The organism is Longimicrobium terrae (assembly GCF_014202995.1).
GTDB classification, from domain to species: Bacteria; Gemmatimonadota; Gemmatimonadetes; order Longimicrobiales; family Longimicrobiaceae; genus Longimicrobium; species Longimicrobium terrae.
On record NZ_JACHIA010000008.1, the window covers coordinates 186,383 to 201,076 of the forward strand.

Consider the following 14,694-nt stretch of genomic DNA (forward strand, 5'->3'; position numbering starts at 1 on the left):
GTCCGCCCGCCCCAACCCTCCCCCAGTCCGTTTTGGGGGAGGGTGGGCCGGTAATGCCGGCCCGGGTGGGGGCCGCCGTGGAGTCCGCCCCGAGCACCGGGTACTGAGCACTGAGCACTTTCTTTTTCGCACTCACGCACTAACGCACCCCGCACTCACGCACTTCCCCTACGAATGGTAGTTCGGCGCCTCGCGCGTAATCGTCACGTCATGCGGATGGCTCTCGCGCAGCCCCGCGCCTGTGATGCGCATGAAGCGCGGCTCGGAGCGCAGCGTCTCGATGTCCGGGCAGCCCAGATAGCCCATGCCGCTGCGCAGCCCGCCCACCAGCTGGTAGATGGTATCCGCCGCGGGACCCTTGTACGGCACGCGTCCCTCAATGCCTTCGGGCACGAACTTGCGCGCGTCCGCCGACGAGTCCTGGAAGTACCGGTCCGCCGAACCCTCGCTCATGGCGCCCAGCGATCCCATCCCGCGGACGATCTTGAAGCGCCGCCCCTCGAGCAGGAACGACTCGCCGGGGCTTTCCTCCGTCCCCGCCAGCATGCTCCCCATCATCACCGCGTGCGCGCCGGCCGCCAGCGCCTTGACCACGTCGCCGGAGTACTTGATGCCGCCGTCCGCGATCACCGGCGCGCGTCCCGCCGCGCCCTCCACCGCGTCCATCACCGCCGTCAACTGCGGCACGCCCACGCCGGCCACCACGCGCGTCGTGCAGATGCTGCCGGGCCCGACGCCCACCTTCACCGCGTCCACGCCGCGCTCCACCAGCGCCGCGGCCCCGTCACGCGTCGCCACGTTCCCGCCGATGATCTGCGCGTCGGGAAAGGCGTCGCGGATGCGGGCCACAGCGTCCAGCACGCCCACGCTGTGCCCGTGCGCCGTATCCACCACCAGCACGTCCACGCCGGCCTGCACCAGCGCGCGGGCACGGTCCAGGTCGTTCATCGACGCGCCGATGGCCGCGCCCACGCGCAGCCGGCCGCGCTCGTCCTTGCACGCGTTGGGGAACTGCGCGCGCTTGCGGATGTCCTTGACGGTGATGAGCCCCTGCAGCCGCCCGTCTCCGTCGACGACCGGCAGCTTCTCGATGCGGTGGCGGTGAAGGATCTGCACCGCTTCCTCCAGCGACGTTCCGACGGGCGCCGTCACCAGCCCCTCGCGCCGCATCACCTCGTGCACGGGGCGGCTGCGGTCCGTCTCGAACTGCAGGTCGCGGTTGGTGATGATGCCCACCAGCCGGCCGTCGTCCTCCACCACCGGAATGCCGCTCACGCTGAAGCGGTTCATCAGCGCCAGCAGGTCCGTCAGCAGCTGGTCGGGGCGGATGGTGACGGGGTTCTGAATCATCCCGCTTTCCGACCGCTTCACCCGGTCCACCTCTTCGGCCTGCCGGTCGATGCTCATGTTCTTGTGGATGATGCCGATGCCGCCTTCGCGGGCCATGGTGATGGCCATGCGGCTTTCGGTCACCGTGTCCATCGCGGCCGCCATGAAGGGGATCGCGAGGTCGATGCGCGAGGTAAGGCGGGTGCGCACGTCCGTCTGCGCGGGCAGCACGGAGGAGCGGCGCGGCACCAGCAGCACGTCGTCAAAGGTCAGCCCCTCGCCCGCAAAGCGGGAGGTGAGCGCGTCCGATCCGTTCATCAGGCCTCCAGAATGCGCGAAACCCGCCAATCCTGCTCTCCGCGAGGGAGGAGGACGACGGGCATCTCAGGTGCTTGCACGGTGTTTCGTGGTTCCATGGCGGAAGTTATCGCCATCCCGCGCACCCTGTCAACTCGCCGCCCGAAACGTCTGTGTCACAAACCCGGAGCCGTCGTCGAACCCTCATGCGGCTCGATCACCAATGTGCGCCGCTTGGGCCTCCCGCTCGATGTAGCCGCGGACAAGGTGCGTAAACTCCGGAAATGTCAGCCTGGCCGGATTTGTGTGCAGAACCTCGCACATGTGCGGAAGCTCCTCCCGGAAATCCCGGTATCGTTCCGCGATCCGATCCGGTCCGGGAAGGAACTGCGGCGCATGCGAATACGCAAAGAGAAAGTTGCGGACGTGGGCGATCGCTTCGAATACTCCTCCCGCATGCGCTCGGATGTCCTGCCCCGCGATATCCGAGACGAAGCGCTGATAGCGATAGCGCTCCGCGTCCAGGATCACAGCCGCTTTCCGCTTCTGCTCCCGGTTGCCGAACTCCTTGGCGCCCATGAAGATGCCAAGCTCCAGCGGCATGTTGAACCGCGGCAGCGGGGGAGCGCCATCGCTCTCCGTGCGGGAGATGTCGTGGATCGCGAGCCGGCAACTCCTGATCAGGCTGTTGATCTTCTGGATCCGCACCTGGCTGCCGTCGTCTGTCTCGAGCGAGCAGCGCGGGACAAACCCGCAGTAGGCCACCGAAAAGGTGATGGCCTCCAGAATAGGCCAGTACATCAGGTCGAACGGGCAATTGATGAACACACTCCGATCGTACAGCGGCACCTCCATCATCGCGCTCCGATCCTGCGGATACGGGCGTACTTGCGACGGGGTGTGGATCGCGTTGCGGGTACCGGGCGCTCTCCACAGGCGGCCAGATGTTCGGCCCACCGCACCGGATCACGGAGCATCCAGCCTCCTTGCGGGCTCGGCATCAGTTCGTGGTCCTCATAGCCGTCAATCAGCGGCGGAAGTCGGCGGTCACCGAGAACCACGTTCCACGCGTGGATTGCTTCCTCAAGCGTGAAGCTGCGTGTAGATCCGCGGCGTAGCGGAAAACTGGATTCATCGTACATCGTACCCTCCCCGTTGGAGTGATCGTGCACGACGAATCTAATTACGTCCAGTCCGTCCGTAAAGACGAATAAATCCCGCCACACGCGTGCAGAATGGTGGCGGACGGATGTCCAGTATCCCGTGTGGACGCAACGGAGTGGACGGTGCGCAGACCCGTCCGCCCGCTACGGCCGCCGGCCAACTCAGAACTCCGCTTCGGCCGCATCGTGGAGTTGGCGAAAGAGGCGGGCGAAGTCGGCGGGGCGGTAGCTGGCGTTCAGGCCGGACGGGTTGGGCAGCACCCACACCGGGCGGCCGCCGACAGTCTCCTCCTGCCGACCGAGCGGCGCCTTGGGTCGCGCGAACGCGGTGCGGTACGCGCCCAGGCCCAGCACGGCCAGGTACCGCGGAGCGTACCGCCTCACCTTTTCGTCCAGCGCGCGCCCGCCAGCCGCGAGTTCGGCGGGGGCGAGCTCCGCGGCCGCCGTGCTCGCGCGGTCCACGATGTTGGTGATGCCGCACCCGGCGCGCAGAAGCTCGTCTTCCTCCGACGGGTCCAGGATGCGCGACGTGAAGCCGCCTTCGTGCAGCGCCTTCCAGAAGCGGTTGCCCGGCCGCGCGAAGTGGTGCCCCACCGCCGCCGTGTACAGCCCCGGGTTGATGCCGCAGAACAGCACCTTCAGCCCCGGCGCGATGATGTCCGGCACCAGCGTGTTCTCCGCGGCGGCGATCTCTTCCTTTGTCGGTCTACGCGTCGGCATCCGCACATCGTTCTGAATGATTGGCAGCTCACCCCAACCGGATCGTTTTTCAACCGGCTCTCCACCCCTGCATCTCGGGATGATCGACCGCAGCCGCGTGTGGCCGCTGGTGATGCTGTGCCTGCCGGCGTACGTGGTTGCCGCGGGATGGCTGTCCGTCGAGAAGCGTGAGGTCGGCAACTGGGGTTTGTCACTCTCGTTCTATGCCCGCGACAGGCGCGACTTCGATCAGATCCTCGCGGTCATCTACAGCGTTCGGTTCGCACTTCCCGACTCAGGCGGATCAACCCACAGCGAGCTCCTTCGATGACGAGCAACGGACACCCGGCGGGCCAGCCCGGGTGTCCGTTCTTCATCATCCCCGATGCATCAGCCCTGCTGCCCGGCGGCGTACTTCTGAAAGTCGGCCAAAAAGGTGGTGAGGAACTGGCGCGTGGACTCGTCCGTCAGCTTGCCGTCGGCGAACTTGGTCTGCGCGACACCGACGAGCAGGCCCGGGTGCGGCATCACGCGGACGAGCGTGGCGTACAGCACCTCGCGCAGGTGCACCTGCATCCGAGCCGTACCGATGCCGCCGCCGGACGCCCCGCCGATCGCCGCGGGCTTTCCGCCCAGAACCGACTTGTAGCCCGGCCGCGAAGCCCAGTCGATGGCGTTCTTGAGCACGCCCGGGATGCTGTAATTGTATTCCGGCGAGAGGATGAGCAGCGCATCCGCTTCCGCGATCCGGCGCTTGAGATCGACCACGGAGGCCGGACGCAGTTCATCCGTATCGATGTCGCCGTTGTACATCGGAATGTCCGCCAGGCCCTCGTACGGCACGATCGTCATTCCCCCCGGCGCAAGCTCCACCGCCGCGGCCAGCAGCGCGCGGTTGAGCGAACCCTCTCGCAGGCTCCCCGCGATTCCCATCACCCGCATTTGATCCCCGTTTCGTAGTTGTGCCTCGCCCGCGGATGCGGTTCCGCTGGCGCACCCGCATGGGGCACGCCAGCGGATGGCGACGCTCCGTAAATCCTTATGGTCAGACTCGTTGCATCCTGTCCGACCGCCGCGTCTACTCGGTGATTTCGCGGATGACGCGGCACGGGTTGCCCGCGGCGAACACGCCCTCTGGAATGTCGCGCGTCACCACGCTGCCGGCGCCGATCACCGAGCGCGACCCGATCTTTACGCCCGGCAGGATCAGCGCGCCGCCGCCCACCCACACGTCCGAGCCGATTTCGATCGGCTTTCCATACTCTTCCCGCCGCCGCAGTTCGGCATTCATCGGGTGCACGGGCGTCAGGATCTGCACGCCCGGGCCAAAGAGCGTGAAGTCGCCGATTCGCACGGAACAGACATCCAGCACGACGCAGTTGAAGTTGAAGAACACCCGCTCGCCCAATTCGATGTTCGTCCCGTAGTCGCAGTAGAACGGGGGCTGCATCCACACCGTATCTCCTCCCGCGCCAAACATTTCCTTGAGAATGCGGCGGCGCTCGTCGACGTCTCCTTCGCGCGTGGCGTTCAGATCCTGGCACAGGTCACGCGCGCGCTCCCGTCCCGCGAGCAGCTCGGCGTCCATGGGATCGTACAGCTCGCCATGCAGCATCTTCTGACGTTCGCTCTTCATCCGGAATCCTCAATCGGGTTCAGCAGAATCGCTCCCTCAACCGGCCATGAGTTCCAGTGGCTCATCTACCCAGCCAGATTTGCACGGGCCCCGGTAGGCTTGCCGTTCCGCCATAGGAGAACTCGTCCCGCAATCCACGTCCCCATCGAACGGGTAGACGACGCCCGCCCATCCCCCGCCCGACTCAACCATGTCGCACTCGGCCACCATGGGTTCCGAGCGCGAGAGTGTCGACGACCGGAGACTGCGGGCCGGGGCCGCTTCGGACGATGGCATGCTTCGCTCCGTTGCGCGCGACGACCTGGGACTGTCCGCCGCACGCGTCCAGCTCTTCCTCTCCGCCGAATTTGACCGGCACCGCGGCAAGCGGCTCCCGCACTGCGGCACTCGCGGCCGGCGGATGATCAGGCTCCGACGCAGCAGCCGGAACCGCCGTGGCCGCCGGAGATTCAGCGGCGGGGGACGCCGGTGAACCCGAGTCGCGGCGCGGCGGCGAATCACCACACCCGGCGGACAGCAACAGCACACCCGCAACGACTACGCGGCGCATAAGGCTCCTCATCAGGGATGATCTGGCTCCGACCGCTCCACAGTAGGCGCGCGTGGATGGAACCGGCAAGCGCGGCACCCGGAACCCGCCATCTCGGAGCTGTCCCGCGGTGACCCCGCCGGTGCTGCCGCGTCGGTGGAACAAGGCTTGAACGGGGGACCGTGGATTGCGGGAGCCGTTCGGGTGAGCGGTGCGGGAGCGCATTCCCATCAAGGCCCAGGGAGCGGAACGAATGCCGGATCAGCCGGAAGAGCAGCAGGACAAGCAGAAGAGCGACATCCGCGTTCAGGTCGCGGGGGCCAAGGGCCCCGACGTGGGCAAGGGCGTCGCGCGGCTGGGGCGGCAGACCTTCGAGCGCCTGGGCCTGAGCGAGGGCGAGGTGGTGGAGATCGTGGGCAAGCGCACGACGGCCGCGCTCGCCCTTCCGCCCTATCCGGAAGACGAAGAATCAGACCTGATCCGCCTGGATGGCCTGCAGCGCGCCAACGCCGACGCCGGCATCGGCGACCACGTGCAGTTGCGCCGCGCGGAGATGCGGGCGGCGCGAAAGATCACCATCGCCCCCGCGCAGCCCAACATGCGGCTCATGGGCTCCGGCGACGCGCTCCGCCGCACCCTCTTTCAGCGCCCGGTGGTGACGGGAGACGTGATCAGCACCTCCGTCTACCGCCGCGGCGGGACGCGGGCTACTGATCCCAATCCGCTCCCCGAAGACATCCTGCGCACGTTGCTGCAGCAGACCACTTTCGGACTGCAGGAGGTTCGGCTGCGCGTGGTGAACACCAACCCGCGCGGCGTCGTGCAGGTGGTGCAGGAAACGGAGATCGAGCTGCTTCCGGAGTACGAGGAAGCCACCGAGCGCCGCAGCGCCGACGTCACGTATGAGGACATCGGCGGCCAGGGCAACACGGTGGAGCAGGTGCGGGAGATGATCGAACTCCCCCTCAAGCACCCGGAGCTGTTCCAGCGGCTGGGGATCGATCCGCCCAAGGGCGTGCTGCTGCACGGGCCTCCGGGCACCGGCAAGACGCTGATCGCGCGCGCGGTGGCCAACGAGGCGGACGCGCAGTTCTTTCACATCGCCGGACCCGAGATCATGGGCCGCTTTCACGGCGAGAGCGAGCAGCGGCTGCGCGACGTATTCCAGCAGGCGGCGGAGCAGGCGCCGTCCATCGTCTTCATCGACGAAATCGACAGCATCGCACCCAAGCGGGAGGAAGCGACGGGCGAGGTGGAGCGCCGCATCGTCGCGCAGTTGCTGACGCTGATGGACGGGCTGGAGCCGCGGCAGAACGTGGTCGTCATCGGCGCGACCAATCGCCCCAACGCGCTGGACGAGGCGCTGCGGCGGCCGGGGCGATTCGACCGCGAGATCGTGATCGGCGTGCCGGACACGACGGGGCGGCGCGAGATTCTGGGCATCCACACGCGCGGCATGCCGCTGGACGACGACGTGGATCTGGATGAAATCGCGCGCGTCACCTACGGCTTCGTGGGCGCGGACCTGTCCGCGCTGGCGCGCGAGGCGGCGATCGAGACGCTGCGGCGGCATCTGCCCAGCATCGACCTGGACCGCGACGAGATTCCGCCCGAGGTGCTGGAACTGCTGATCGTCTGCCGGCAGGACTTTCTGAGCGCGCAGAAGCGCGTGCAGCCGTCCGCCGTGCGCGAGATCATGATCCAGGTGCCGGACGTGGGGTGGAGCGACATCGGCGGGCTGGAGGATGCGCAGCGGCTGCTTCGCGAAGGCGTGGAGCTTCCGCTCAAGCACCCGGACGCCTTCCGCCGCCTGGGCATCCGCCCGGCGAAGGGCTTCCTTCTGTACGGCCCGCCGGGGACGGGCAAGACGCTGATCGCCAAGGCGGTGGCGCGCGAGTCGGAGGCCAACTTCATCGCGGCCAAGTCGTCGGACCTGCTCAGCAAGTGGTATGGCGAAAGCGAGCAGCAGGTGTCGCGGCTGTTTGCGCGCGCGCGGCAGGTGGCGCCAACGGTGATCTTCATCGACGAGATCGACTCGCTGGCACCGCAGCGGGGCGGCGGAATGATGGGCGAGCCCGCCGTCACCGAGCGCGTGGTGAATACGATCCTCGCGGAAATGGATGGGCTGGAGGAGCTGAACGGCATCGTCGTCATTGGCGCCACCAATCGCCCGATGCTGCTGGATCCCGCGCTGACGCGGCCGGGGCGGTTCGACGAGATGGTGTACATCCCGGTTCCGGAGCGCTCGGGCCGGCTGCGGATCCTGGAGATTCACACCAAGGACATGCCGCTGGCGGACGACGTGGATCTGGACGTCATGGCGGCGCAGACGCACGGCTACACCGGCGCGGATCTGGAGGATCTGGTGCGGCGCGCCGGCCTGCAGGCGCTGCGCGAGAACCTGGACATCGCGCAGGTGCCGATGCGGTTCTTTGAGGCGGCGCTCAAGGAGACGCGCGCGTCGGTAACGCCGGAGGTGGAAAAGGAGTACGAGGAAATCGCCGAGCAGTTGAAGCGCGAAAGCCCGCGCGGGCCCAAGCGCATCGGCTTCATGAGCCCGGCGGAACTGGAAGCGTTCGCCCAGCGCTGATCGTTCTGGTGGATGAACGAAAGCGCCGCTCCCCGGCTTCGGGGAGCGGCGCTTTCCCTTTTCCGTCACGCGCCGCCTACGCGGGCGAAGCGAGCTTCAGCCCGACGATCCCGCAGACGATCATCGCCACGCACACGAGCCGGAGGGCGCTCGCAGGTTCGTCGAAAAGAACGATGCCGAGGATGGCCGTGCCGACGGTACCGATCCCCGTCCACACGGCGTACGCGGTGCCCAGCGGCAGGGTTCGCAGCGCCACGCCCAGCAGCGCCATGCTGGCGACGAGCGCGGCCGCCGTTCCCGCCGTGGGCCAGGGGCGGGTGAATCCCTCGGTGTACTTGAGGCCGATGGCCCAGCCTACTTCCAGCACGCCCGCGAGCAGCAAAATGCCCCACGCCATAGCTCATTCTCCGAGCCTGGTGTGGGGCCGTCCCCACCTGAGTATCAGAAAGACGAAGTCGTCCCCGTCCTGTGTCCGCGCGTGTAATCTACAATCCCACATCGACTTGGGTCAACGGATGGTTTTGGAACAGAGGATCAGTCGATGGACCGCATGATGCACGATCGTGATCATCACCGACGTTGGCGCGTCCCTCTCGACGTCGAGAGAATCGCGTGGGGAACGATCGTGATCGCCGCCGACCGTGGTGCGTCCGTCGCGAGGTCGAAGAATCGCGCGGAGAACGATTGTGATCGTCGCCGACCGTGGTGCGTCCGTCGCGAGAGCGAAACAATCGCGTGGAGAACAATCCTGATCGTCGCCAACCATGGTGCGTCCGTCGCGAGAGCGGATGCATCCGCCGCTCCACAAGCGCCAAGCCCCGACACCGGCCGCTGGCGCGTCCGGTTCGGGGCTTCAACTGCACCGCGTGGGCCGGATCGGTGCGGGCCGCGTAGTTGGCTCGGCGGAGGGTAGATCCTTCGGCGGCGCCAAGGTTCGGCGCCGGCAGACGGATCGGCCGGCGCCTCCTCAGGATGACATGGTGGGGAGGCGTGGTATGAGGTGTGGCCGCAGTGCATGTAGTTGAAGCCCCGGCCGTGGACGCGACAGCGGCCACGAGTCGGGGTTCCCGCTGTTGGAGCGGCGGATTTATTCGCTCAACGGAGACAAGGCGCGCACCGCCGTTCAACCCCGGCTCCAAACTGGGGTGTGCTCCCTCTCCCACATCCGTTCGTGGGAGAGGGTCGTCGTGCGCAGCACGCGGGGTGAGGGCCACAGCCAGCGGCCGGCAAGACCCTTCGCTGCTCGCTCCACTCTCCTTCCCCCGCACTCACGCACTCACGCACCCAGCACTCACGCACTTCCCCGCCGTCACCCCGCCGTGATGTTGAACCCCGCGTCCACGTACATCGTCTCGCCAGTAATCCCCGTCGACAGGTCCGAGGCCAGAAACAGCGCGGTGTTGCCGACTTCCGACGGCTCCACCGTGCGCTTCAGCGGCGAGCGCTCGGCGGTGATCTTCATCAGGTCGCGGAAGTGCGCCACGCCGCGCGCCGCCAGCGTGTTGATGGCCCCCGCCGACACCGCGTTCACGCGGATTCCGCGCTGCCCCAGGTCCACCGCCAGGTAGCGCACCGAAGCCTCCAGCGCCGCCTTGGCCACGCCCATCACGTTGTACCCGGGCACCGCCTTCTGCGACCCGTAGTACGTCATGGTCACGATGCTGCCGCCCTCCACCATCATGGGCGCAAAGGCGCGCGACACCCCCACCAGCGAGTACGCGCTGATCTCCTGCGCGGCCAGAAAGTCCTCGCGCGTGGTCTCCAGGAACGAGTTGGCCATCGCCGCCTTGGGCGCGTACGCCAGCGAGTGCAGCAGAAAATCCAGCCGCCCCCAGCGCTCGCTCAACTGCGCGACAAGCGCCTCGATCTGGTCCTCGTTGCGCACGTCCAGGTCAAAGACCGGCACGTCGCCCAGCGACGAGATCGTCTTGAGCACACGGTCGCGCATCACCTCGCCCTGATAGGTGAACGCCAGTTCCATCCCCGCGCCGTGCAGCGCCTGCGCACAGGCCCACGCAATGGAGTTCTGGTTGGCGACGCCAAGGACGAGGCCCTTCTTTCCGGCGAGCAGGCCGGCGAGCGGCGCGTTTTCAGACATGGATGTCAAAATCCTGAAGAGGATGATCGGGAAGCGGACGGCGTTCTCGGCGGCACCACGGCGGGCGCGCCGGAGGACGGACGCGGCGGTGTCGATGGAGCAGGCGCCGGAACGGCCGGCACGGGTGCAGCCGGTTGGGGCGCGGACGGCTCGCCCACGACCGGCGCACGGGCGGAATCCCCGGCCGGCGCGGCGGGCCGCGGCGTGGTGGCCGCCGGCGCGGGCGCGGGACGCGGCGTGCGCAGCGGAATGTCGCCGCCGCCCACCAGGCCGTTGATGTTGCGCACCCCGGTCACGCGCACCCGGAACTGCGTATTCGCGGGCAGCGGCTGCACGGGGCGGATGGACAGCACCTGCGAAGGCAGCGGCGCGGCCGGCGTGGTGTCCGCGCGGACGGAGTCGGCGCGCGCGGGGCGGCCCGCGCCGGCGCCCGGCCGCGGAGCCGTCGTGCGGCGCGCCGTGTCGGCCTGCGCGCGGCCGCCGGCGCTGTCCGCGCCCGCGCTGTCGCGCACCGCCGTGGGCGCGGGGCCGATCCGCGCCTCCGCCACGGCCACGGGAAGGCTGTCCGGGCCGATGAGGGTGATCTGCGCGGGCGTCACCGTCTGCGCGGGATCCAGGTAATCGTCAAAGCGCACCTCGATCCACCCCGCCCCGTCCGCGGTGGACGAGGCCGAGCCCGGGCGCGGCGCGGTGCTGTCCGGCAGCAGAATCGCCAGACGCGCGGTGGGCGTGGAGCCGGCCACCAGGGTGAAGCGCGTAGTGTCGCGCGCCTCGAAGACGTCCGTGCGGTTGTTGCGGTTGGCGTCGCGGTACGCGGTGACGCGGTACTCGCCCTCCGGCACCTGCGCGAAACGGAACGCGCCCGACGTGTCCGTCTGCGTCGTGTACGTGAGCGAGTCCGTCACGCGGACGGCGTCCACGCGCACGCGCGCGGCGGAGCCCGTCACCCGCTCCGTCACCACGCCGCTGGCGGCCGTGGCGGGGATCGCGGGCCCGGTGCTGAACACCAGGCGGATGGGATCGCGGCGCGAATTGCTGAAGCGGTCGCTGATCCCCGGCGCGATCTCTACCTGGTAGATCTGCCCGGGAAGCCATCCGCGCCGGGGCTGCACGCGGATTTCCCCGCCCTTCTGGTCCACCGACGCGCCGCCCCGCACGGGGCTGAGCGACACCGACGTATCCACCCCCGCCTCCGACAGCGTTTCGTCAAAGGCGAACACGACGGGCCCGCGCCAGCTGGTGAGGATGGCGAAGGTGTCGGGGCGCGTGGCCAGAAGCTGCGGCGGCGCCTTGTCTTCCGGCCCGCCCGGGGGCGCCTGGATGGTGGCGCACGCCGGCAGGGCGAGCACCAGGGCGGCCGCCGCCAGCCGCACGCGCCGTCGCGTCACGCGGCGCCTTCCAGCGCGGCCAGCTTTTCCGCCAGCTTCCCGCGCTGGTCGCGGAAGGAGGCCAGCTTTTCGCGCTCGTAGTTCACCACGTTTTCCGGGGCGCGCGCCACGAACGACTCGTTGGACAGCTTCTTTTCCGTTCCCGCCATCTGTCCGTCAATCCGCGTGATCTCCTCGCGCAGGCGGGCGCGCTCGCGGTCCAGGTCAATGACGCCGGCCAGGGGAACGAACAGCTCCGTCCCCGAGCGCAGCACGGCACTGGCGCCCACTTCGCCCTCCGCGCCGCCGAACTCGATCTCTTCCACCCGGCACAGGTCGCGCAGGGCGCGGCGGCTGCTTTCCAGGATTCCGCGCACCTCGTCGGACACGCCGGGAACGCGCAGCGGAACGCGGGTGGCCGGAGCGATGCCGTACTCCGAACGCAGGTTGCGCACGGCGCCGATCACCGACTGCAATTCCTCGATCGCCCGCTCCGCCGCGTCGTCTTCCCACTCCGGGCGGGCGACGGGCCAGGCCGCCACGATCAGCGCCGGAGCCTCGTCCGCCGGCTTGGGCAGCTTCTGCCACACCGTTTCGGTGATGAACGGAACGACCGGGTGCAGGATGCGGAGCGCGCCGTCCAGCGCCTGCGCCAGCGTGGCCTGGGCCGCGCGCTTGGACGCATCGCCCATGTCGCCGCGCAGGCGGGGCTTCACCAGTTCCAGGTACCAGTCCGCCAGTTCGCTCCAGAAGAACTCGTACCCGCGCGTGGCGGCTTCCTGAATGCGGAACTTCTCCAGCGCGTCCGTCACGTCGCGGATCGCCCGCGTCATCCGCGACAGGATCCAGCGGTCCATCGGCTCCAGGTCCGCCGTCACCTCGTCGACCGAAATCCGCGCGTCGTCGCCCAGCGTCATCAGGGCGAAGCGGCCGGCGTTCCACAGCTTGTTGGCGAAGTTGCGGCCCGGGCCGAACGCTTCTTCCAGATTCTCGTAGTTGAGCATCTGGTCCGTCCCCGCGCCGCTGCCGCTGACCACGGTGTAGCGCAGCGCGTCGGCGCCGAAGCGCTCCTTGACGACGAGCGGGTCGATGCCGTTGCCCAGCGACTTGGACATTTTCCGCCCGAGATGGTCTCGCACGGTGCCGTTGAAGTACACGTCGGTGAACGGCACGTCGCCGCGGAACTCCAGGCCGGACATGATCATCCGCGCCACCCAGAAGAACAGGATCTCCGGCGCGGTCACCAGCGAATCGCCGGGATAGAACTTCCGCAGGTCGTCCGTCTCTTCCGGCCAGCCCATGGTGCTGAAGGGCCACAGCCAGGACGAGAACCAGGTGTCCAGTACGTCCGGGTCCTGCTCCAGCGCCGCGCCGCCGCACTTCGGACAACTCGTCGGATCCTGCCGGGCGACGATCGTCTCGCCGCATCTTTCCGCCTGGCAGTACCAGACGGGAATGCGGTGGCCCCACCACAGCTGGCGGCTGATGCACCAGTCGCGGATGTTGGTCATCCAGCGCTCGTACGTCTTGCCGAAGCGCTCGGGATGAAAGCGCACGCGGCCGTCCTGCCACGCCTGCAGCGCCGGCTCGGCCAGCGGCTTCATCTGCACGAACCACTGCTCGCTCAGCCGCGGTTCCACCACGGTGTCGCAGCGGTAGCAGTGCGGCACGGCGTGGGTGTGCTCCTCCACCTTTTCCAGCAGCCCCAGCTCCTCGAACGCCTGGACGACCGCGCGGCGCGCCTCGAAGCGGTCCATGCCGCGGAACGGCTCGGGCGCGTCGTCGGTGATGGTCGCCTCGGGCGTCATCACGTTCAGCGTGGCCACGCCCGTGCGCTGCGCCACGTCGAAGTCGTTGGGATCGTGCGCCGGAGTCAGCTTCACCGCGCCGGAGCCGAACTCGGGATCGACGTAGTCGTCCGCGACCACCGGAATGCGGCGGCCGGTGAGCGGCAGGTCCAGCTCGCGGCCGACGAGGGCGGCGTATCGCTCGTCCCCCGGATGGACGGCGACGCCGGTGTCGCCCAGCATCGTTTCCGGACGCGTGGTGGCGATGGTCAGATACGGGCGGCCGTCGGGAAGGCGCGGAAGGCCGGGGATGCCGGCGCCGTCTGCCACGGGGTAGCGCAGGTGCCACATCCTGCCCTGCGTTTCCGTCGGCTCGGCTTCCTCGTCCGAGAGCGCGGTCAGGCAGCGCGGGCACCAGTTGATGATGCGGTAGCCGCGGTAGATGAGCCCCTTTTCATGCAGGCTCACGAACACTTCGCGGACGGCCGTGGACAGGCTTTCGTCCAGCGTAAAGCGGGTGCGCGACCAGTCCGCCGACGCGCCGATGGCGCGCAGCTGGTTCAGGATCACGCCGCCGGTTTCGCCCACGAACTCCCAGACGCGCTCCACGAAGGCTTCGCGGCCCAGGTCGTAGCGCGTGTGCCCTTCCTTGGCGATCAGCCGCTCCACGACGTTCTGCGTGGCGATGCCGGCGTGGTCGGTGCCGGGAACCCAGAGCGCCTCGCGGCCCTGCATGCGCCGCCAGCGGATCAGCACGTCCTGGATGGTGTTGTTCAGCCCGTGCCCCATGTGCAGCACGGCCGTCACGTTGGGCGGCGGAATGACGATGACGTACGGGTCGCGGCCCGAAGACGCGTCGGCCTGAAAGAAGCCCTGTTCCTCCCACCAGCGGTACAGGGCGTCTTCGTGTTCGTGCGGGTTGTACTGCGGCGGCAGCGGCTCGGCCATTCCGTTTCTCGGCGTCTTCAACGGGCTTCGGGACAGGACGGGCATTTTACCCGAACGCGCGGGGTGGGTCAAGCGCGCGCGGCGTGCAATCCGCCCGTGGAAAGCGGTGATCCGGCATGATGATGGGCGATGACGATCATCACGGAGGATGACGGACGGCACGCCGCCCCGCGCGCGCGTCCGATGCCCGTCCATCCACCGCGACGGCTTCCCCGCCCTGTTACCTTGGATGCGGATCCACCCGTCCCCGC

The 14,694-nt window shown here is 68.4% G+C and carries 11 protein-coding genes; 2 read left to right on the top strand and 9 right to left on the bottom strand.

The window, feature by feature from the left end:
- Nucleotides 1–168: 168 nt before the first annotated feature.
- The 3 genes from guaB to mug all read right to left on the bottom strand — a co-directional run bounded on the left by guaB (nt 169) and on the right by mug (nt 3,509).
- Nucleotides 169–1,647 carry an IMP dehydrogenase gene (gene guaB, locus HNQ61_RS15015; protein WP_170036663.1) on the bottom strand — a complete coding sequence of 493 codons (1,479 nt, stop codon included), beginning with the start codon at nt 1,645–1,647 and terminating at the stop codon, nt 169–171.
- A 183-nt stretch (nt 1,648–1,830) separates the two neighbouring features.
- The gene (locus HNQ61_RS15020) at nt 1,831–2,481 is read right to left on the bottom strand and encodes a hypothetical protein (RefSeq protein ID WP_221305267.1); all 651 of its coding nucleotides are present in this window, start codon (nt 2,479–2,481) and stop codon (nt 1,831–1,833) included.
- Between the two features lie 470 nt (nt 2,482–2,951).
- Entirely contained in the window at nt 2,952–3,509 is a 558-nt protein-coding gene (mug, locus tag HNQ61_RS15025; protein ID WP_170036659.1) for a G/U mismatch-specific DNA glycosylase, read from the bottom strand.
- A 79-nt stretch (nt 3,510–3,588) separates the two neighbouring features.
- Here mug and HNQ61_RS15030 point away from each other — a divergent pair, with 79 nt between their 5' ends.
- Nucleotides 3,589–3,819 (top strand): hypothetical protein, encoded by a 231-nt coding sequence (locus HNQ61_RS15030; protein WP_170036657.1) that lies wholly within the window; start codon nt 3,589–3,591, stop codon nt 3,817–3,819.
- Nucleotides 3,820–3,878: 59 nt separating this feature from the next.
- On the opposite strand, the gene HNQ61_RS15035 is transcribed toward HNQ61_RS15030, so the two are convergent.
- Nucleotides 3,879–4,421, bottom strand: a complete 543-nt coding sequence (locus HNQ61_RS15035) for an NADPH-dependent FMN reductase (protein WP_246366725.1) — start codon at nt 4,419–4,421, stop codon at nt 3,879–3,881.
- Nucleotides 4,422–4,566: 145 nt separating this feature from the next.
- The gene (locus HNQ61_RS15040; protein WP_170036653.1) at nt 4,567–5,124 is read right to left on the bottom strand and encodes a sugar O-acetyltransferase; all 558 of its coding nucleotides are present in this window, start codon (nt 5,122–5,124) and stop codon (nt 4,567–4,569) included.
- Nucleotides 5,125–5,906: 782 nt separating this feature from the next.
- On the opposite strand from HNQ61_RS15040, the gene HNQ61_RS15045 reads away from it, so the two are divergent.
- A complete protein-coding gene (locus tag HNQ61_RS15045; RefSeq protein ID WP_170036651.1) occupies nt 5,907–8,243 on the top strand; it encodes a CDC48 family AAA ATPase in 2,337 nt (778 codons plus the stop codon).
- 76 nt (nt 8,244–8,319) lie between these two features.
- Here the strand turns inward: HNQ61_RS15045 and sugE are convergent, their stop codons facing one another.
- From sugE to HNQ61_RS15065, 4 genes are all read right to left on the bottom strand, one after another.
- On the bottom strand, nt 8,320–8,640 hold the full coding sequence (sugE, locus tag HNQ61_RS15050) for a quaternary ammonium compound efflux SMR transporter SugE (RefSeq protein ID WP_170036649.1): 321 nt from the start codon (nt 8,638–8,640) through the stop codon (nt 8,320–8,322).
- 912 nt (nt 8,641–9,552) lie between these two features.
- Nucleotides 9,553–10,341 carry an enoyl-ACP reductase FabI gene (locus tag HNQ61_RS15055; RefSeq protein ID WP_170036647.1) on the bottom strand — a complete coding sequence of 263 codons (789 nt, stop codon included), beginning with the start codon at nt 10,339–10,341 and terminating at the stop codon, nt 9,553–9,555.
- Between the two features lie 5 nt (nt 10,342–10,346).
- On the bottom strand, nt 10,347–11,729 hold the full coding sequence (locus tag HNQ61_RS15060) for an Ig-like domain-containing protein (protein ID WP_170036645.1): 1,383 nt from the start codon (nt 11,727–11,729) through the stop codon (nt 10,347–10,349).
- Entirely contained in the window at nt 11,726–14,443 is a 2,718-nt protein-coding gene (locus HNQ61_RS15065; RefSeq protein WP_170036643.1) for a valine--tRNA ligase, read from the bottom strand. Before HNQ61_RS15065 ends, HNQ61_RS15060 begins: the two co-directional genes overlap by 4 nt.
- Nucleotides 14,444–14,694: the final 251 nt, after the last annotated feature.

What these genes read in the sequence shown, in the direction of transcription:
- guaB (WP_170036663.1), bottom strand. Translation starts at nt 1,647, where the DNA reads ATGAACGGATCGGACGCGCTCACCTCCCGCTTTGCGGGCGAGGGGCTG.
- HNQ61_RS15020 (WP_221305267.1), bottom strand. Translation starts at nt 2,481, where the DNA reads ATGGAGGTGCCGCTGTACGATCGGAGTGTGTTCATCAATTGCCCGTTC.
- mug (WP_170036659.1), bottom strand. Translation starts at nt 3,509, where the DNA reads ATGCCGACGCGTAGACCGACAAAGGAAGAGATCGCCGCCGCGGAGAAC.
- HNQ61_RS15030 (WP_170036657.1), top strand. Translation starts at nt 3,589, where the DNA reads ATGATCGACCGCAGCCGCGTGTGGCCGCTGGTGATGCTGTGCCTGCCG.
- HNQ61_RS15035 (WP_246366725.1), bottom strand. Translation starts at nt 4,421, where the DNA reads ATGGGAATCGCGGGGAGCCTGCGAGAGGGTTCGCTCAACCGCGCGCTG.
- HNQ61_RS15040 (WP_170036653.1), bottom strand. Translation starts at nt 5,124, where the DNA reads ATGAAGAGCGAACGTCAGAAGATGCTGCATGGCGAGCTGTACGATCCC.
- HNQ61_RS15045 (WP_170036651.1), top strand. Translation starts at nt 5,907, where the DNA reads ATGCCGGATCAGCCGGAAGAGCAGCAGGACAAGCAGAAGAGCGACATC.
- sugE (WP_170036649.1), bottom strand. Translation starts at nt 8,640, where the DNA reads ATGGCGTGGGGCATTTTGCTGCTCGCGGGCGTGCTGGAAGTAGGCTGG.
- HNQ61_RS15055 (WP_170036647.1), bottom strand. Translation starts at nt 10,341, where the DNA reads ATGTCTGAAAACGCGCCGCTCGCCGGCCTGCTCGCCGGAAAGAAGGGC.
- HNQ61_RS15065 (WP_170036643.1), bottom strand. Translation starts at nt 14,443, where the DNA reads ATGGCCGAGCCGCTGCCGCCGCAGTACAACCCGCACGAACACGAAGAC.